The organism is Paenibacillus sp. J22P15 (assembly GCF_056269345.1).
The window spans coordinates 84,558-103,715 of sequence record NZ_JBWDNT010000009.1 but is presented as its reverse complement, the minus strand read 5'-3'; the positions used below and the strand labels follow the sequence as shown (position 1 = coordinate 103,715).

Genomic DNA, 19,158 nt, shown 5'->3' with positions numbered 1-19,158 from the left:
CATCTATTAACAATAGTCGACTACACTGGAAATACACCACCCATCATAGCATGGGAGAGAGCAGGAAAAAATGCCTTTTATTTGATTTATTTCTTATGCATTTTGAACTCAAGGAACAACTCGTTATAGTGAGCCAGCATCCTTTTGCCGAGATTGTCATAAACCTCAAGCCTGCCGGTCAGCTCTTCACTAGGATAAAAACGTTCATCGGTCGAAATATCCTCCGGCAGCAAAGCCAGCGCAGCATCATTCGGAGTCGAATAGCCCACATATTCCGCATTCTGTGCAGCTACCTCAGGATCCAGCATAAAATTAATGAATTGATGGGCACCCTCGATATTTTTGGCTGTTTTGGGAATAACCATATTATCGAACCATAGGTTCGAGCCTTCATCCGGAACGACATAATCAAGCTTATCGTTCTCATCCATAATTTCCGATGCATCCCCTGACCAGACAAGCCCTACTGCCGCTTCTTCATTGGCAAGCAGCATCTTGATCTCATCACCAACGATGGCTTTAACATTAGGAGTCATCTGAAGAAGCTTCGCTTTCGCTTCTTGCAAATGAGCCTCATCTGTATCATTTAACGAGTAACCCAAGGAATTCAGTCCCATGCCCATCACCTCGCGCGCACCGTCCAGCAAGAGGATTTGGTTATTCAGACTCTTATCCCATAGATCATCCCAGCTGGAGAAGGTGAGATCACCAACAAGCTCAGGGTTATACACAATACCAACCGTTCCCCAGAAATATGGGATGGAATAAGCATTATTGGGATCAAACGACAAATTCATAAAGCTCGGATCAATATTTTTCAAATTGGGAAGCTTCGAATGGTCGAGCTCTAGCAGCAAACCTTCCTCTTTCATTTTGCTAATGGCATACTCGGAGGGGATACTCACATCAAACGTCGTTCCACCTTGCCCAATTTTGGTCATCATCGCTTCATTCGAATCAAAAGTCTGATAAATGACCTTAATACCTGTCTCGTCTTCAAAACGTTCAAGCAGCTCAGGATCGACATAATCGCCCCAGTTATAAATCGTCAGCGTGTTGTCACCTGAGTAGCCCTCACTATCGTTCAGGTACGCAGTCAAGTAGATGAGACCGAATGAAACAACAAACACGACTACAAACATACGCACTAGCTGTGACATTAGTGTCCCTCCTTGCCAGACGGCTTCACATTCCGCTGATTAATAAAGTAATAGCCAATGACCAGGATGATCGTAAATAGGAAAATAAGTGTCGATAACGCATTGATCGACAAGGAAACACCTTGGCGTGCCCGCGAATAAATTTCGACTGACAGCGTCGAGAAACCATTGCCAGTCACGAAGAACGTCACTGCGAAGTCATCGAGCGAGTACGTCAGCGCCATGAAGAAGCCTGCGAATATGCCCGGCTTAATGAATGGCAGCACGACGCGCATCAACACCTGCCATGAGCTTGCGCCAAGGTCACGCGCTGCATCAATCAACGTCGAGCTCATTTCTTGAAGCTTCGGAAGCACCATAATGACGACAATAGGCACGCTGAATGCGATATGCGACAGCAATACCGAGACGAAGCCAAGCTTAATGCCGATCATCGTAAACAAGATAAGAAAGGAAGCTCCGATGATAACGTCCGGGCTGACGATAAGCACGTTATTGAGTGTCAGAAGCGTTTGCTTCGGCCGATTGTTTCGTATGTGATGAATAGCGATCGCACCAATAACGCCCAAAATCGTCGAAATCGCAGCGGACAACAGCGCAATTATGAACGTATTCAGCACGATGATAAGCAGCCTCGTATCCTCGAATACTTCTTTGTAGTAATCGAGCGTAAAGCTCTCGAAGTTACGCATTGATCCGCCGCTATTGAATGAATAGAACATTAAATAGAAAATAGGCGCATAGAGCACAGCGAATACGAGAACCAAATAGATGTTCGACCATTTATTTTTTCGGCGCATCTGCCGCACCTCGCTTTCGATTGCCGGTCAGCAGCATCATAGCAGCCATCGCAAGGATCAAGAATACCGCAATAGTCGAACCCATGCCCCAGTCCTGTGTCACAAGGAAATGCTGCTCGATAGCCGTCCCGAGTGTTATCACCCGATTGCCCGCAATCAGTCTCGTAATCATGAACAGTGACAGCGCCGGAATAAACACAGCCATACAACCAGACTTTACACCGCTGATCGTAAGCGGAAAGATGACACGACGAAATGTCGTCCAAGACGATGCGCCAAGATCACGCGCAGCATACACAAGCGTCGGATTCATTTCCTCCAGCGCATTAAAAATCGGCAAAATCATAAACGGTATAAAGATATAGACCGATACGAATATAAAACTGAAATCCGTGAACAAAATTTGCTGTTTCCCGATACCGATCGCATCCAGAACCGAGTTCGCCAAGCCGTAAGTACCGAACAAACCAATAAATGCATAAGCTTTGAGAAGAAGATTGATCCAGCTCGGCAAAATAATGAGCAGCAACCAAAGCTGTTTATGCTTAGTCTTCGTTAATAAATAGGCAGCAGGATAAGCTACGAGCAAGGATATTGCGGTTATGAGAAACGCATACCAGAAAGAGCTTAGCGTCATTTTCATATAAACCGGTGTGAAAAACTTCGCGTAATTCCCGAGTGTGAAGTTGCCCTCCACATCAAAGAAGGAGTAATACGCGATCAAGACAATGGGAGCGATAACGAATAATACGATCCAGGCCATATATGGAATGAGATAAAAACTGCGTGATTTATTCGTCATCTGCGGCCTCGCTATACGCTTCAAGACGCTTGTCGAATTCCTCTTCCGTCTCACCAAGCCTCATGACATGGATTGCTTCTGAATCAAAGGTTAGACCGATCTGTTCCCCGACCGTTGCCTTGCGAGTAGAATGAACTAGCCACTCATTGCCAGATTCATCGTAGCAGCAAATTTCATAATGTACGCCGCGGAACAGCTGTGAATCGACACGCACCTGCAGCTTGCCGTTCTCCGATGAAGTAATCTCCAAATCCTCTGGTCTGATCACAATATCAACTGCTTCGTTCGGCATCAAACCTTGGTCAACACATACGAAAGAACGACCCGCAAACTCAACTTCGAAATCGCGTGCCATTCGGCCAGGTACGATATTGGATTCTCCGATAAAATCAGCGACGAAGCGATTGATCGGCTCATCATAAATGTCGGTAGGCGTTCCGCTTTGTTGAATCTTTCCTTCATTAATAACGAAAATTTCGTCAGACATCGCCAGCGCTTCCTCTTGATCATGTGTAACAAAAATAAACGTGATTCCAAGGCGGCGCTGCAGCTCGCGCAGCTCGTATTGCATTTCCGTACGAAGCTTAAGGTCAAGCGCAGAGAGCGGCTCATCTAGCAAAATAATTTCCGGCTCATTCACGATCGCACGAGCGATCGCCACACGTTGGCGCTGACCGCCGGACATCTCAGAAATTTCCCGCGATTCGTATCCGCCCAAATTGACGAAGCGCAGCGCATCTTTTACTTTAGCTGCAATATCGGCGTTTTTCATCTTTTTAATCCGAAGGCCAAAGGCAACATTCTCGAATACATTAAGATGAGGGAACAGCGCGTAATCTTGGAAGACGGTATTCACTTGGCGCTCGTTCGCAGGTACGCGGTTGATGACTTTCCCGTGGAAATAGATTTGTCCCTCAGAAGGCTCAGTGAAGCCCGCAATCAACCGGAGCACCGTTGTCTTCCCACAGCCGGAAGGACCAAGCAGCGTATAAAATTTTCCTCGCTCTATTGTAAAGCTGACATCCTTCAGGACAGCCGCAGCATTATGAGCATATTGCTTTGTCACATGTTCAAAGCGAATAATCGTTTGGTCTTGCATATCGCATTCCCCTTTGCATTTGTTAGAAGAAACAATAGTGATTATACAGCATCCCCGAAAATCAGCAACACTAAAAGAGGAAAACGCAGCTTATTACGTTTTTTCACACAGAATAAGCGGAAAGACAGCCATTAATAGAAAGTTATGGATAGATGTAAATCCAGTACCAGCTATCTTCTACCTACTTTTCCCACTATAAATATGACCTTCATTAGCAATGTATCCGCGCACGAAAAAAAACCAGCCGCTAGGGCCGGTTTTAATCGTACTTTTCATTATTTTATTTCTATTAAGATATTGCCGGCGCTACTGCACCGTCTGCATTCTTCTCTTTGCGGTAGGATACGGTAAAAAACGTAAGCGTCAATGCTCCGAACAATACAGCGTAGCCAACCAGCAAAGCAGCGTATTTCCACATGGAATCGAAATCTCCGGTGGAGATAACATCCTTAAAGCCCGCAACTGTATAAGTCATAGGCAGCCAAGGCGTTACCTTTTGAAGCCAATTTGGAATAAGCTCTAGCGGGAACGTGCCAGCCGAAGTCGTCAATTGGAATATCAATATAATGATTGAGACGAAGCGTCCCGGATCACCGAGCGTTGCCACAAAGAACTGTACGAGCATCATAAATGTAATACTAGCCAAGATTGAGTACATAATGAACAATGGTACACTTTGCACCTCGAGATCAAGAATGAAGAAAAGTGCTGCGTCAGCGATGAGCGCTTGTATCGTACCAATTAGAGCTAGCATTAACGCCTTACTCGCAAACCAGCTCCACGCATTCGGCGGACGAATAGCCGGAATACGTACTGGATAAACGATTGTAATCAATAGTGCACCTACAAACAAACCAAGTGACAGGAAGTATGGCGCAAAACCTGTACCATAGTTCGGAACTTCATTTACTCTCTCCACATCAAGCTTAATTGGATCTGCAAACATATCTACCATGTCGTCAGTAAGCTCTAGACCCGCTGTCTTGTCTGAAGCCTCGCTCAGCTTGCCAGACAACTCATGCGTACCTTCATCAAGCTTAAGCAAACCAGATGAAACCTGCTGTGCACCATCCTCAAGCTGCGACGTTCCATCTACGAAAGGAACAACGTTTGTTGACAATTGACCTAGACCGGCTGTCAGCTCAGAAACACCGCTGTTCAACTGTTTAGCGCCTGCCGCCAGCTTCGTACCGCCAGCACTTGCCTCGCCAAACTTCACGCCGAATTGTTCCATTCCGCTCGTAAATTTAGCCGAACCCTCAACTAACTGTTTGCCGCCTGCACCCAGTTGATTACCAGCTGTCGCAGCATCTTTCAACTTCGTATCGAAAGTACCTAGACCTGTCGAAAGCTTCACAAGTCCTTCGTTCAGCTGGCTTGCACCGCCGTTTAATTGTTTCTGCGCTTCAGCGGACTTCGCTAATCCCGCCTCTAGCTGCTTACTTGCAGCTAGCAAAGCACTAAAGTTCGCATCCTGTGCCAGCTCCGAATTCGACTGAGCCAGCTGCTCAAGTCCCTTCGCCAGCTTCGTTGCACCGCTCTCCAGCTCAGCAGTACCCGCTGCCGACTCTTTAAGCCCGCCAGACAGCTGTTCCGCCGCTTGCTGTGCGCTCGATGCGCTTGTCGCCAGTTGACCGCCAGCGCCCGACAGCTCTGACAAACCTGCGCTCAGCTTCTCTGCGCCGGTTCCTACACGATTCACACCTTCACCAAGCGATGAAGCCGCGTCACCAAGCTGCTTCTGTGCCTCGCCAAGCTGACCTAGCCCGCTCGCAAGATTAGCAGCACCCGTGTTAAGCTCAGCACTTCCTGTCGCCAATTTCTGACCGCCTGCCTCAAGTTTGCTTACACCTTCTTGCAGCGTCAGTGAGCCGCTAACGAGCTTGCTAAGATTTTGCTCGATAAGCACTGCGCCATCCTTCGCTTTTGTTGTGCCATCCGCGATCTCACCTGCTCCATCGCTTGCCTGACCAATACCATCAACCAGTTCTTCCATTTGCTCGAACACGGTACGTGTATAAGCTGACGTTACCTCTTTGTTAAGCAACGCTTTAAGCTGATCGATAGCTGAAGTACCGATTTGCGAGGCTAGGAAGTTATAGCCCTCATTCGGAACATATTTGAGCTCAGCTGGCATCGGTTTATCAGAAGTAAGCGAAGTTGTCTTCTCGGAGAAATCCGCTGGAATTTCTATCGCCATATAATAGTCGTTGCCTTCAAGACCTTTCTGCGCTTCTTCTTTACTTACAAATACCCAGTTAAACTTAGGATTTTTCTTCAGCTGCTCCTCGAACTCTGCACCGACTTGCATTTCCGTACCATTAAACTCGAAACCTCTATCTTCATTTACGATGGCGACCGGCAAATCAGCCAGCTTCGCGTAGGGATCCCAGAATGCCATAAGAAACATCGCCGTATACAATACCGGAATCGCTAGTACCCCAATAACTGCGATGAGTACCTTCTTATTACGAACGATTGACGCTAGTTCCTGACCAAATTGCTGTATACCTTTCAACTTCAAGTCCTTCACCCTCCTACTAACTAATTGACCATTTTCCTCATACGGTCATTTTATGGCGAAAAAAAAAGGCACCTGACCTACTCCGGAGCCAATCCTCCCTGCAAATAAAAACTCATCTGCTCTGAAACCCCGCGCTTATCCAGCGGTTCATATCTCTGCTTCCAGTCCACGGTGAGCGCCATATACATCTTCAGCATAATAAAGGCTGTCATTTGAGGATTGCACGGTTTAATTTCTCCCTTGTCAACCGCGAGCTGCACCTCATGCTGAATGTAATTCACAACCGCACGCTCCAGCTGCTCAATACCTTCACGCGCCATCGGCGTACCAATCTCTCTCACCTCATGCGCCAGCTTCATCGCCAGCTCATGCTCCTCACGAAAATCAAACATTCGCTCAAGCACAGCATTCAAATTGTCGAAAAATTTCCGATCACGATCAACAACCTGCTCCGCAACATGCTTCAAATCTTGAATCATTCGATTCATAATTTCCTGAAACAGCACTTCCTTATTCGCAAAAAATGTGTAAATGGTGCCCTTGCCTACGTTAGCAATCTTTGCTACCTGGTCCATTGTCGTCGCCTTATATCCGAATAATGCAAACGACTTAGCCGCTGCATCGATAATTTGCTGCCGTCGGTCAACTGCCATTTTGTCACCTCCTGAATAACTGACCAAAAAACCATTTCGGTCATTTCGTATAACGTATCTTAGCATGGCGAATTCCATATTGCAATAGCTGCATTGCAACTTTTTACAGAGCGAGGTGACTTTACACTTTGATTAGCGATATAATAAGTGAACACGGTCATCATGGCCTGTCCAAACTTAGCTAAAAGGAGTGTTTCCCTTATGTCATACAAAGAGATTACAACGATTGAAGAATGGAACAACGTTTACGAGGCTTCTGCCACTCGTCCGCTCGTTGTTTTCAAACACAGCACAACTTGTCCGGTCAGCGCTAACGCTCACGATGAGTTTACTAAATATCTAGACGGGAAACCAAGAGAAGATGTTGAATACGTACTTGTGAAGGTCATCGAATCACGTCCAGTCTCCAACCAAATTGCTGAAGACACGTCTGTGAAGCATGAATCTCCGCAAATTATGTTTATCGAGAAAAAAGAAAAAGTGTGGACGACGTCCCACTGGTCGGTTACAAAAGCTCATATCGCAGCTGTACTTGACTAATATTTTTCGTTGAAATTTTTAAAAAACAAAGCTCTCAGCCCTGCGCCGTCGCGCGTAAGGTTGAGAGCTTTTTTATATTTACTTAAATGTTCGGCGCTCGCGATAAGCTGGAGCGTGTCACCAAAAAATAAAAGCAATCTATAGCGGCAACCTTCTACTCCTCCGGATCGATCTTGCACTCTGCAAGTGTGAGCATTCGAGTACGATACTTCCATTTGTGTCCGATAAAGATGGCGAGGAATAGCGGGATTCCGACATAGGAAGCAACGATATACGCCCAATCGATACGGCCATCATTTAGAGCGCCAACGAACTGACCAAAAATCACAACGATACAGAGCAGCATAGCGAGAATCGGACCAAAAGGGAACCATTTTGCTAAATAGGCTAGATTCTCAAGCTTGTATCCTTGCGCTATATAAGCCTTGCGAAAGCGATAATGACTAATCGCGATACCAAGCCAGACGATAAAACCAGACATGCCCGACGCGTTGAGCAGCCAGATGTAGACGGTGCCGTCACCGAAGAAGGATGCCAGGAAAGCCAGCATACCGAGCGCCCCTGTCACTAGCAGCGACGCTACCGGAACACCCCGTGCATTAAGCCGAGCTAAGAAGCGAGGTGCTTTGCCCTCTTTCGCCAGCACCCAGAGCATGCGCGTAGAAGCATACATCCCTGAATTTCCCGCTGACAATACCGAAGTTAAAATGACAGCATTCATAATAGAAGCAGCAACCGCAAGCCCCGCTCTCTCGAAAATAATCGTAAACGGGCTCGTCGAAATGTCACCGCTCGCCAGCTGCTCATTCGTGTACGGAATCAGCATACCGATAAGCAATATAGATAATATGTAGAACAAGAGAATTCTCCAAAAAATTGTACGGATTGCCCGAGGTATATTTTCACGAGGATTCTCGCTTTCTCCAGCCGTCACCCCGATCAGCTCCGTACCTTGAAACGAGAAGCCAGCTGCCATGAACACACCTAGCGTAGCTAAAAATCCAGCTGGAAATGGATTATCGGTCAAGTTGCTGATGCCAACCGCCTTCCCGCTCCAAATACCGACCACCATCATCAAGCCTATAGCGATGAACACGATCACCGTTACAATTTTGATCATGGCAAACCAATATTCCGATTCGCCGTATCCCTTAACAGACAAGAGATTTAAACTTAGCATCAGTATGAGAAATAAAGCACTCCATAATATAGAAGGACTGTTCGGAAACCAAAACTTCATAATAAGCGTAGCCGCAGACAGCTCCGCTGCAATCGTAATCGCCCAGTTGTACCAATAGTTCCAACCCAAGGCAAAGCCAAGCGAGGGATCAACAAAGCGGGTCGCGTAGGTACTGAACGTCCCCGATACCGGCATATGGGTAGCCATTTCCCCCAAGCTTGTCATTAGAAAATAAACCATAACACCGATCAGCGAATAGGCTAACACTGCGCCTCCCGGGCCAGCAGAATGAATCGCACCTCCACTCGCCAGAAAAAGCCCCGTACCGATAGAGCCTCCCAGTGAAATCATTGTCATATGCCGAGCCTTTAACCCTCTGCGCAGCTTGTTCGTATCTTCTTGTTGCTCACTCATTTGCGCAATCCTCCATTTTTCGTGCGTAACTTATATCGTTAATGCTGTATTGCTGAGCTTAGTTAGACTTAGTTAGACCTAGCTGGACTTTGCAGGGTCTAGTTAGACTTAGCTGAGTCGGGCTGCTCCGCAACACAACATTTTTTTCCTGTGCAGGTGTACATTCCATCTCCTAAGTTTCGTGAATTCCCCGTATTTTATCCATCCGCAGCACCAACGATTCTCAAATTTGTGTTTAGCAAAGCTGAGCCCACGCGCTAAGCCTTAGGCGACTGCAGCTTCAGGTGACTCGCTCAGTTGTGATTAGTGTAGCTAAGTTCGCATGCTCAGCCATAGGCGTGATCTGCCCGTGACAACTCGCTAAGTTGCGTTTAGTACAGCTAAGCTTACGCGCTCAGCTCGTGAAGACTCGCTACAATGTACTTTGTACAACAGAAACCTTACATGAGTGCCTCGTTTTGAGGCTACATTGCAGAAATGCAGCAGAAAAAGCCTCCCATGTGCTAAATGGACGGGATTCGGAGCTTTCTATTGTAGAAACTACAACGTAGCAAGAGCAACTGCTTAGTAGAGTTCGCTACGTTGTACAAAGTACAATGTAACTTTGGATGCGAATACACGGCACCAAAATACGACAAATGGACTATCATAATTTCCATTATTAAATATATAATGAGTAGGTAAGAATCCAATGCAATCATGAAAGGAATGGTACAATGTTTGGGAAATTAGCTGCAGACGCGCTTGGAATAAGTGATATTGGCGCGATCATCAAACCGGCAGATTTCAGCAAAGCCGATGCAGACGATTATGTGATGCACGAGGATAATGAGAAAATTTATTTTCTCATCAAATCAAAGACTGACGAATATTGCTTCACTAACATTGCACTCATTCATCTAGATGGCAAAAGCGCCCTAAGCAAAAAACGGATATTGAAACGTTATTCCTACAGCGCTAACCAAATCTCTCAGGTAGCACTAGAAACAGCAGGCACTGTCGATCTTGATGTCGAGATCAAGTTCTCAATTGGCTCTGTCCCTTTCTCTATCGACGTGAATAAGAAGCACATCGAAGAACTGAAGGATCTTTATAAAGCACTTATTAAAATTTCTGAAATTACACGCGAGAACGAAATCACGCTCGAATATGCTAGACGCAGTCTCGATCTCGCATCCACGACACTTCAGCAAATCCACAAAGGTGACTTCAATGTCGTCGAGCAATTCGACGGACTGAACAAATCCGCATTCAACTGGCTCGTCAACACGCACAAACAATACCGCATCAAAGATTTTGGTGCTATTTTCGAGCGTTATATTAACAACTAATTTTCATCAATAGGATTCATTAATAGGAAAACGACGAAGAACGTCCTTCTGCCTCGTGGCATTGGGACGTTTTTTTCGTTTCTACGCTATGAGGAGGGAGAATTCCTTGGTGCTGTTAGAGCATATGTGCGCTTACAGTGATATTTCGAGCTGGCTCACCAGCCAACGCACCCCTAATAAGCACCCATATGTGCTTACAGGCAGCAAACTCGGGTTATTTGGGGGCTGTAAGAGCATATGTGCGCTTACAGTGATATTTCGAGCTGGCTCACCAGCCAATCCCCCCTATTAAGCACCTATATGTGCTTACAGGCCACTAACTCGGGTTACTTTGGGGATGTAAGCTCATATGTGTGCTTACAGCTTTATTTCGAGCTGACTCACCAGCCAACGCACCCTAATAAGCATCTATATGTGCTTACAGGCAGCAAATTCGGGTTACTTTAGTGCTGTAAGCGCATATGTGCGCTTACAGCTTTATTTCGAGCTGACTCACCAGCCATTTCCCCCTATTAAGCGCCTATATGTGCTTACAGGCAGCAAATTCGGGTTACTTTAGTGCTGTAAGCGCATATGTGCGCTTATAGCGTTATTTCGAGCTGGCTCACCAGCCAACACCCCTTAATAAGCACCCATATGTGCTTACAGGCAGCAAATTCGGGTTACTTTAGGGCTGTTAGAGCATATGTGCGCTTACAGCGTTATTTCGAGCTACCTCACCAGCCAACGCACCCTAATAAGCACCTATATGTGCTTACAGGCCACAAACTCGGGTTACTTTGGGGCTGTTAGAGCATATGTGCGCTTACAGCATATTCTTGATCTGGCTCACCAGCCAACGCAACCTAATAAGCGCCTATATGTGCTTACAGGCCATAAACTCGGGTTACTTTGGTGCTGTAAGCGCATATGTGCGCTTACAGCACATTCCTGAGCCGGCTCAACAGCCAACGCACCCTAATAAGCACCTATATGTGCTTACAGACCACAAACTCGGGTTTGTTTTACGCCGTTAGAGCACATTTGTGTTTACAGCGGCTTCCCTCGCTTCGCTTTTTTACAGTTTAACCTGTAGATTCTTCCGTAAGACTTGCCGTATCGTACAATTTTGCGGATCATCGACTGGTCAGCGAGCAGCGAGAACGGACAGGGATCAGGTGAAGTATTCACCTCAAGTATCCAAGTCTTACGATGACGATCAACGGCCAGATCAAGCCCTAACTCCCTTATTCGCGGATAAACACGATGGAGCCGTTTCGCTGTTAAGATGCCGATCCTATCCATTCCCCTCAGCATACTCCGCCTCTTCGAAGCAGTCGTATAGCGCTTCAACAAATACGCGGTCGGGTATATCGATCCACCTTGGCTGCCATTCGTTACAACTTTACGAGGATGAGCTACTCTGCCTAATGTTCCCGTAGCTTCCCAAACTCCGCGCGGCGATCGCTGGATAACGAGACGAATGTCGAAAGAATTCCCCTTATGCCTAAGCAGATTAATGCCCTTCTGAACGAGATACACCTTACCTTTAGTGTCCTTCAAGATAGAACGGTAGGCTGCATTGTACGAGGAGAAAGACAACCTTTTCACCCCAAGCTGGTATCTATAACGTCTTGCTTTCCGGCTCCTCTCTACCTTCATCACGCCGATTCCTTGTGATCCTCTGGTCGGCTTTACGTATACCATTCCAAACTGTTGCAGCATTACAAACAAACGTTTCTTTGTCATCAGATGAGCTCGCGGCAGGTGCTTCTTTAGCTTTGAATCGCGTTTCAACACGTTTTCCTTTGCCCACTTACTCGCTACACTGCGGCTATATTTTTGGGCAGACGAAATAGCAGCATGCTTTTTTCTCACAATATCCCATCCTCCTGTCTTCTTCCCCTAATAGCATACGAACCTTAATCGAAATGGATTTAGGCTGTTGTCGGCATAATCCGAACCTGTAAGCGCAAGCCACATATGCTTTATTAACACATTCACCCAAGAGGTTTGTCTTATAGGAGGCTCAAGTCCGAATGTCACCATTAACACGTCTTCCGCTACAAATCAGGCGTATAAGCCAGCTTCACCCTTGGTATGAAACTCTGCTCGTACAGGATGGAATAGAGCCGCAAGCGTGTCAGCTGTCCGAACTGCCACTTATCACGTCAGACATTTTAGAGAAATATTATTTCACACAGGAAGCAAGAACCGAGGATGGGTTATCCATTTACAAAACCTCTGGCACCTCATCAGGTATTCGCAAAGCCATTTATTATTCAGAAGAAGATGACGAGCACTATATCGAGGCAAAAACAGCTTGTTTTCGGGAATGGCTTTCAACTTTAAACGCCTCTAAGCATCAGCCAGCGGCCCTTCACAAAGCATTAGCCGACATGGGAACTGGGCATGCAGCCAATACCGCGATGATCATCTTTAATAGACTTGGCTTGCAGGCAGACTCCCTATCCTTCTCCCTCCCAATCGAACAACATATCGCCAAGCTGGAATCGACTCGGCCCGAACTTCTATATACAATGCCGTCGATTTTGGACGCCATCGTATCCAACTCCGAAGAGCCCCGGCATTTTGGCATCCAAAAAATAATATTGGTCGGCGAAATCGCACCGCTGCACTGGCAGCTCAACATAGCGGAACGTTTCGGAATTGAGCCGCAGCATATTTTAGACACTTATGGATCGATTGAGATCGGAGCTATCGCCTCCTATTCTCATGCGCTCGGGCAATACATCATCGATGACAACTTATTTGCCGAGGCTCTGCCTGCCGAGCAAATTGATGATCGCTTTGAGCCGCTCCAAGAGAACGAATCGGTTCTCGTATTAACCTCTTTTGTCCGCTCGTTATTTCCTGCCATTCGTTACGTAACCTATGACGTCGTGCGTGATTTTCAAACCGTCATCATAGATGGCCGGGAACGACAATGCTTCAGCTGCCTCTCTAAACGAATCGGCACTGATCTGAAGCATGGAGAGAAAATTAGCCTTTACGATATCGAGAGTGTGGTGCACCAGTTCGTTCACGATGCAGAGCTTCGAGTAAAACTCATCCGCAACAGTCTCTCCGTTCATATCCGAAGTAAATCGCTGAAAGATGAGATGCTTGTTCATATTCAACATGCTATTGAGCATAAAATTGGGGAGATTGGACAAATGATTCAAAACCGTATGTTGGAAGGAATTACAGTAACACGCGCAGCAGAAAACGAGCAGCTTGAGCGAGGGACGGTGAAATCCAAAAAAATTTATTTTTAAGGAGTGCTAGCCCATGACAGGAAATTGGTTGTCTATCATCGGAAACACGCCGCTCGTTCAGCTCACGAAGCTGTTCGCAAATAATCGCGGCATAAAGGTATATGCTAAGCTTGAATTACTCAACCCAGGAGGCAGTGCAAAAGACCGATCCGCCGTGCGCATTATTCAGAATGCTTGGGATGAAGGTCTAATCGGTCCAGGCTCCGTCATTGTTGAGTCCAGCTCTGGGAATATGGCTATCAGCCTAGCGGCAATCAGCTCCTATCTCGGTATGAGATTCATAAGTGTCATTGATCCAAGGACAACACAGCAGAACATTCGTATTATGCGTGCTTACGGTGCTGAAATTGAACTTGTGGAAGAACCCGACCCTGAAACAGGGGAGTTCCTTCCGGCAAGATTACATCGAGTACAGCAATTAGTAGAGCGTATTCCGAATAGCTTCTGGCCTAATCAATATGCTAATAAGGACAATTACCTATCTCACTATGAAGGAACAATGTCCGAGATTGTTAATGCTCTTGACCATGTCGATTACGTTGTCGGCGGGGTCAGCACCTGCGGCACCATGCTAGGGTGCTCCAAATATGTGCGCGATCACATGCTTACCACTAAAATCGTCGCTGTCGATGCAGCCGGCAGTGTTATTTTTGGCGGAGTCAACGGCAATCGTCGATTTCCCGGCCTAGGCACAGGGATTATCCCTCCTTTTGGCCACACGAAGTTTATGGATTATGCCATTAAGGTAGCTGATAAGGACATGGTCGAGGGCTGCAGACTGCTCGCTGCGAATGAGTCAATACTGACTGGACCCTCCTCAGGCGCAGTGATCCATGCGTTAAAATCGATCGAGCATGAGCTGCCGGATGAATCGGTATGCGTCGTTATTTTGCATGATCGCGGCGAACGTTATATGGATACCGTATACAATGATGAATGGGTGGCACAGCAATTCGGCGACATCCCATTACCAACTGACTTATAGGACGTTACTGCAATCATATATTCTAAACAACGAGAGGATAATGTACGTGCTATATCTCGGCGATGATCATATTCGCAACATCGGCTTGCACTGGGGAGAGTTAGTAGACAGCATAGAGGATGCGGTGCGAATCATCGATTCAGGCGACTATGCGCAGCCGATAAAACCATACTTGCGTTACCACAATCCAGCCAATCGAATCATCGCTATGCCCGCTTACATCGGCGGCTCCGTGCAGACTGCCGGCATTAAATGGATTGCTAGCTTTCCCGGCAATATCGACGCAGGTTTGCCTCGTGCGCACAGCGTTACGCTGCTAAACAACGCTGACACAGGTATCCCCTATGCCATGCTGTGCACCACTACGCCAAGTGCTGCTCGAACTGCGGCGGTCAGCGGTTTGCTTATCCGCCAATATTTAAAGGTGAACAGCGCAAGGAAACATCTAAAACTCGGAATTATTGGCTTCGGACCTGTTGGGCGGCTTCATTACGACATGTGCTGTCGATTATTCGGGGCACAGCTTGAGGAGGTGCAGCTCTACGATATACGAGGATGTGAACTCGCGCATCCTGATCTCACTCATGTGGATGACCTTCTGCTCAGCCGAACGCGACTAGTCAGCAGCTGGCAGCAATTATATAACGATTGCGACATCATTATCACTTGTACCGTGAGTAACCAGCGCTATATCGATATCCCTCCGGCTGGAGGCAGTCTTCTGCTCGATGTGTCCTTGCGGGATTACACTTCAACGGCTTTAAAAGGTATTCATGCGATTATCGTTGACGACTGGGATGAGGTTTGCCGCGAGAATACCGACATTGAGCTGCTGCATCTCGAACAAGGCTTAACCAAGGCACAAACTAACTCCTTAACTGATGTCGTATGCCGCGGAGCATTGGAGAAATTCTCCGCCGCAGAAACCGTATTATTTTGCCCGATGGGTATGGCAGTATTTGATATGGCGGTGGCTGATTATTTCGTAGAACGCGCGAAAGCGCTCGGGATAGGACTACAGCTTAAATAACGCTCCATTAACAACAGCGGACTAAGCATCCTCTTTCCCCATCGATACTAATTTAGGACGCTCTCGCATAAAAAAGATGATGCCAGCAATGACATCATCTTTTTTACGTTCCATTATGTTTTAACAGACAAGCCCGCTTGGTTTAAGCAGACTGCCCCAATCGATTGACAGGAAATGAATAGAGCTTTGAACGATCTCCAGCTTGAGCTGCATCCTCGCTCGCTTTCTTCGAATTCGTCAGCTCCATAAACCAAGCCTCATCCCATGTATCCAAAGCTAAGTCAATTGAGTTTTGAAAAACCTGAGCGTCATTTATAGTAATGCCGGATATGTTTTTGAGCCAAGATGAGCGCACGGCAACAATTTTCCCTATGACTTCCTCGTTATCCGATTTCACAACATTCACAGTTACAAATCCTTGCAAAATATCGACGGTTTCGACAAATCCGTGAATTAGCTCGCCATCTTTCGTTTTCCCCTGTACCCAGTCGCTTATGTTGAATTTCATCTTCAAACACCACCTATCCCCTAATAGTAAGAATACCCGTTAACTGTAACTTTTTTCGGTACACTTGCTTCAAAAAAGTAGACGACTCATTCACATTCATGATCACAAGTAACGTCCTATTGGTGACTTCCATACTGTAAGTTTAATAATTACAGTTACCTTTGTCAAGGTATTCATCATAATTGGACTGTTCTCCATAACAATGATGCCTGTATTCTTTTGACCTAAACTTAGTTTTATTTCTTATACGATTGGATAGCATCTGATTTCTTATATAATCACTGCATTATTATCGGCAGCAAACAGTAATGTCGAAAAACTTCATCTCAAAAATAAGGCGTTATTAGCTGCAAATAGTCGGCTTTCCTTAACCCAACACACTATAACGCCTCTCTTTTCGCCGAACCGCTTGTTTTAGCTCCAGCCCCAGAAGAAGCCGTCTCTTTCCCAAGCAGCCTTCCCCTTATGCAGCTTACGGAAGACTTTCTTTACTTCTTTGTCGATCGAAGCATTGCCATGCTCATTCACATATATAAACGATTCGCCAAAATGGCTCTTAATATGCTCAACTGCAGCACTTTGATGCAATATTCCTTTTTCCTTTAATTCGTTCAGCATCCAATCTGCAACCTCATTAGCGGTATAAGACATTACGCTCACCCCTTCATCAAATAAACGCTGTAACTATAGCATACTTCGATGTCATTCTTCAATAAAGGCACATTTCCAAGCGAATTGACAGTCTATCGTAATTTCCTCTATATTATATTTATCACAATTTAATTTTGTTAAATTTAGAATTAGCGCATGTATGACATACACAAACAAATTCACCTTCCTACGGAGGACAACAGCATGGATAGCAACGATATTTTAAAACTCGACAATCAAATCTGCTTCGCCTTTTATGCCTGCTCTAGAGAGATCACAAAGTTGTATCGCCCAATGCTGGAGAAGATCGACCTAACCTACACGCAATATGTCACAATGCTTGCTCTTTGGGAGCAGGACCACGTGACCGTAACTGCGCTCGGCAACAGGCTTTATCTCGATTCCGGCACCTTGACGCCATTGCTTAAGAAGCTTGAAGCTGCCGGACACCTCACTCGTACGCGTGACCGCAACGATGAGCGCAGCGTGCTGGTGGAGCTTACAGAGCAGGGCCGAGCTTTGAAGGAGCAAGCCATCGACATTCCTTACCAGCTTGCATGCAAGCTGGACGGCACACCTCAAGAAGGCGCTGCTATGCTTGAGCTCATGCATCAGTTCCTACACCGAATACAGCAAGGCCCAGTCAAAGACTAACAGTAAAATATTCGCTCCCACACCACCTATTCAGGAGGGATTTAACCATGGCTACACCTATTCACCGGCGCTTTGGCCAGACGGATTTGCAGTTATCTCCACTTGGCCTTGGCTGCTGGCAATTCAGCAATGGCAAAGGTCTTGTCGGAAGGTTTTGGCCTGTTCTGAAGGGCGAAATCATTAATGATATCGTCAAAACAAGCTATGAAGGCGGTATTAACTGGTTCGACACCGCTGAAATTTACGGAAATGGCCAATCTGAGCAGCTGCTCGCTCAAGCCTTACGGGAGACGATTCCTGCGGATGATCCCGTCTTTATCGCAACAAAATGGTGGCCAATCCTGCGTACCGCCAGCAGCATCGGACGTACGATTGATGAAAGAATTAAGCTGCTTGAAGGGCGTACCATCCATCTTCATCAGGTGCATCAGCCCTTCTCCTTCTCCACCGTGAGCAGCGAGATGAAGGAAATGGCGAAGCTGGCTGCTGCCGGTAAAATCCAGCATGTCGGTGTAAGTAATTTTTCCGCTAAGCAAATGCGCGAGGCTGACCGAGTACTTCGGGAGCACGGCTTGCAGCTCGCTTCAAATCAAGTGAAATATAATTTGCTGGATCGTCGCATTGAGCACAACGGCATACTCGAAACAGCACAAGAGCTAGGTTGTGCGATTATCGCTTATTCTCCGCTGGAGCAGGGCATATTAAGCGGAAAGTTTCATCATGATCCCGCACTGATCAGTGCTATTAGCGGCCCTCGCAAATGGACACCTGCATTTCAAGCCAGCGGCCTCAAACGCTCAAAGCCGTTGATCGATTCATTAGAGCAGGTGGCTGTCCGTTACGAGGCTACTGCAACACAAGTCGCGCTAAACTGGCTTATCCACGCGCATGGCGACACGGTGTTTGCTATTCCGGGAGCATCAAAAATTCATCATGCCGAGCAGAACGTGAAAGCAATGCACTTCAAGCTGACAGCAGATGAAATCCGTGAAATCAGCGAAGCTTCAAAATTAGCAGCTCGGTAAGTCATCCTCTCGATTAAAAAATATAAAATTCGGTTTTTGGAGGTTTTCAAATGTCCTTATACAATATCGAAGTATCGACTATTAGAGGTGAAGCTCAGACACTCGCTCCCTATAAAGGACAAGTGATGCTGATCGTGAATACCGCAACCAAATGCGGCTTCGCGACGCAGTTCAAGGGTCTTCAGAAGCTACACGATACGTATAACAAGCAGGGATTTTCCGTCCTTGGTTTTCCCTCCTCACAATTCGCTAACCAAGAATTAGCCGACGATAGCAAGGTCGCAGAAGCATGTGAGCTCAATTTCGGAGTATCGTTCCCGTTATTCGCAAAGATCGATGTAAACGGCAGTACTGCCCACCCTCTTTTCCGGCATTTAACGAATGAAGCGCGCGGTTTTCTAGGTACAAGATCAATCAAGTGGAATTTCACTAAGTTTCTTGTCGATCAGAACGGAAAGGTATTAAAGCGCTTCGGCTCCAAGGATACGCCCGAGAAAATCGAAGGCCATATCCAGAAGCTGCTGCAAATATCTTAACTTTTGATT

At 46.4% G+C, this 19,158-nt stretch carries 18 protein-coding genes; 8 read left to right on the top strand and 10 right to left on the bottom strand.

Annotated elements, in window-relative coordinates; genetic code table 11:
- Positions 1-86: 86 nt before the first annotated feature.
- The 6 genes from AC0YN6_RS19060 to AC0YN6_RS19035 all read right to left on the bottom strand — a co-directional run bounded on the left by AC0YN6_RS19060 (position 87) and on the right by AC0YN6_RS19035 (position 7,038).
- On the bottom strand, positions 87-1,160 hold the full coding sequence (locus AC0YN6_RS19060) for an ABC transporter substrate-binding protein (RefSeq protein WP_475748731.1): 1,074 nt from the start codon (positions 1,158-1,160) through the stop codon (positions 87-89).
- The gene (locus AC0YN6_RS19055; protein WP_475748730.1) at positions 1,160-1,960 is read right to left on the bottom strand and encodes an ABC transporter permease; all 801 of its coding nucleotides are present in this window, start codon (positions 1,958-1,960) and stop codon (positions 1,160-1,162) included. Before AC0YN6_RS19055 ends, AC0YN6_RS19060 begins: the two co-directional genes overlap by 1 nt.
- Positions 1,944-2,762 (bottom strand): ABC transporter permease, encoded by an 819-nt coding sequence (locus AC0YN6_RS19050; protein ID WP_475748729.1) that lies wholly within the window; start codon positions 2,760-2,762, stop codon positions 1,944-1,946. The genes AC0YN6_RS19055 and AC0YN6_RS19050 overlap by 17 nt, the downstream gene beginning before the upstream one ends.
- On the bottom strand, positions 2,752-3,861 hold the full coding sequence (locus AC0YN6_RS19045) for an ABC transporter ATP-binding protein (protein ID WP_475748727.1): 1,110 nt from the start codon (positions 3,859-3,861) through the stop codon (positions 2,752-2,754). The genes AC0YN6_RS19050 and AC0YN6_RS19045 overlap by 11 nt, the downstream gene beginning before the upstream one ends.
- A gap of 289 nt (positions 3,862-4,150) precedes the next feature.
- Positions 4,151-6,385, bottom strand: a complete 2,235-nt coding sequence (locus AC0YN6_RS19040; protein WP_475748726.1) for a YhgE/Pip family protein — start codon at positions 6,383-6,385, stop codon at positions 4,151-4,153.
- A gap of 77 nt (positions 6,386-6,462) precedes the next feature.
- Positions 6,463-7,038, bottom strand: a complete 576-nt coding sequence (locus AC0YN6_RS19035) for a TetR/AcrR family transcriptional regulator (protein ID WP_475748725.1) — start codon at positions 7,036-7,038, stop codon at positions 6,463-6,465.
- Positions 7,039-7,239: 201 nt separating this feature from the next.
- Between AC0YN6_RS19035 and ytxJ the strand changes: the two genes are divergently transcribed.
- A complete protein-coding gene (ytxJ, locus tag AC0YN6_RS19030; protein WP_475748724.1) occupies positions 7,240-7,578 on the top strand; it encodes a bacillithiol system redox-active protein YtxJ in 339 nt (112 codons plus the stop codon).
- A gap of 154 nt (positions 7,579-7,732) precedes the next feature.
- Here ytxJ and AC0YN6_RS19025 read toward each other — a convergent pair whose 3' ends face one another.
- The gene (locus AC0YN6_RS19025) at positions 7,733-9,172 is read right to left on the bottom strand and encodes an amino acid permease (RefSeq protein ID WP_475748723.1); all 1,440 of its coding nucleotides are present in this window, start codon (positions 9,170-9,172) and stop codon (positions 7,733-7,735) included.
- A 716-nt stretch (positions 9,173-9,888) separates the two neighbouring features.
- Between AC0YN6_RS19025 and AC0YN6_RS19020 the strand changes: the two genes are divergently transcribed.
- Positions 9,889-10,503, top strand: a complete 615-nt coding sequence (locus AC0YN6_RS19020) for a PH domain-containing protein (RefSeq protein WP_475748722.1) — start codon at positions 9,889-9,891, stop codon at positions 10,501-10,503.
- Between the two features lie 1,029 nt (positions 10,504-11,532).
- Here the strand turns inward: AC0YN6_RS19020 and AC0YN6_RS19015 are convergent.
- Complete coding sequence (locus AC0YN6_RS19015; RefSeq protein ID WP_475748721.1) at positions 11,533-12,360, bottom strand: YheC/YheD family protein; 828 nt, start codon at positions 12,358-12,360, stop codon at positions 11,533-11,535.
- 161 nt (positions 12,361-12,521) lie between these two features.
- Between AC0YN6_RS19015 and AC0YN6_RS19010 the strand changes: the two genes are divergently transcribed.
- Genes AC0YN6_RS19010 through AC0YN6_RS19000 form a run of 3 tightly spaced genes read left to right on the top strand, consistent with a single transcriptional unit; the run spans position 12,522 to position 15,775 of the window.
- Positions 12,522-13,760: a phenylacetate--CoA ligase family protein gene (locus AC0YN6_RS19010; RefSeq protein ID WP_475748720.1), complete on the top strand. Its 1,239-nt coding sequence runs from the start codon at positions 12,522-12,524 to the stop codon at positions 13,758-13,760.
- A 13-nt stretch (positions 13,761-13,773) separates the two neighbouring features.
- Entirely contained in the window at positions 13,774-14,745 is a 972-nt protein-coding gene (gene sbnA / locus AC0YN6_RS19005) for a 2,3-diaminopropionate biosynthesis protein SbnA (RefSeq protein WP_475748719.1), read from the top strand.
- Positions 14,746-14,785: 40 nt separating this feature from the next.
- Positions 14,786-15,775 carry a 2,3-diaminopropionate biosynthesis protein SbnB gene (locus AC0YN6_RS19000; protein WP_475748718.1) on the top strand — a complete coding sequence of 330 codons (990 nt, stop codon included), beginning with the start codon at positions 14,786-14,788 and terminating at the stop codon, positions 15,773-15,775.
- Positions 15,776-15,917: 142 nt separating this feature from the next.
- Here AC0YN6_RS19000 and AC0YN6_RS18995 read toward each other — a convergent pair whose 3' ends face one another.
- The gene (locus AC0YN6_RS18995) at positions 15,918-16,283 is read right to left on the bottom strand and encodes a hypothetical protein (protein WP_475748717.1); all 366 of its coding nucleotides are present in this window, start codon (positions 16,281-16,283) and stop codon (positions 15,918-15,920) included.
- Between the two features lie 414 nt (positions 16,284-16,697).
- Positions 16,698-16,934 (bottom strand): DUF6953 family protein, encoded by a 237-nt coding sequence (locus tag AC0YN6_RS18990; protein ID WP_475748716.1) that lies wholly within the window; start codon positions 16,932-16,934, stop codon positions 16,698-16,700.
- Between the two features lie 204 nt (positions 16,935-17,138).
- On the opposite strand from AC0YN6_RS18990, the gene AC0YN6_RS18985 reads away from it, so the two are divergent.
- From AC0YN6_RS18985 to AC0YN6_RS18975, 3 genes are read left to right on the top strand one after another with little or no spacing between them, the layout of a single operon-like run.
- Complete coding sequence (locus tag AC0YN6_RS18985) at positions 17,139-17,588, top strand: MarR family winged helix-turn-helix transcriptional regulator (protein WP_475748715.1); 450 nt, start codon at positions 17,139-17,141, stop codon at positions 17,586-17,588.
- Between the two features lie 47 nt (positions 17,589-17,635).
- Entirely contained in the window at positions 17,636-18,613 is a 978-nt protein-coding gene (locus AC0YN6_RS18980; RefSeq protein WP_475748714.1) for an aldo/keto reductase, read from the top strand.
- A gap of 50 nt (positions 18,614-18,663) precedes the next feature.
- A complete protein-coding gene (locus AC0YN6_RS18975; protein ID WP_475748713.1) occupies positions 18,664-19,149 on the top strand; it encodes a glutathione peroxidase in 486 nt (161 codons plus the stop codon).
- Positions 19,150-19,158: the final 9 nt, after the last annotated feature.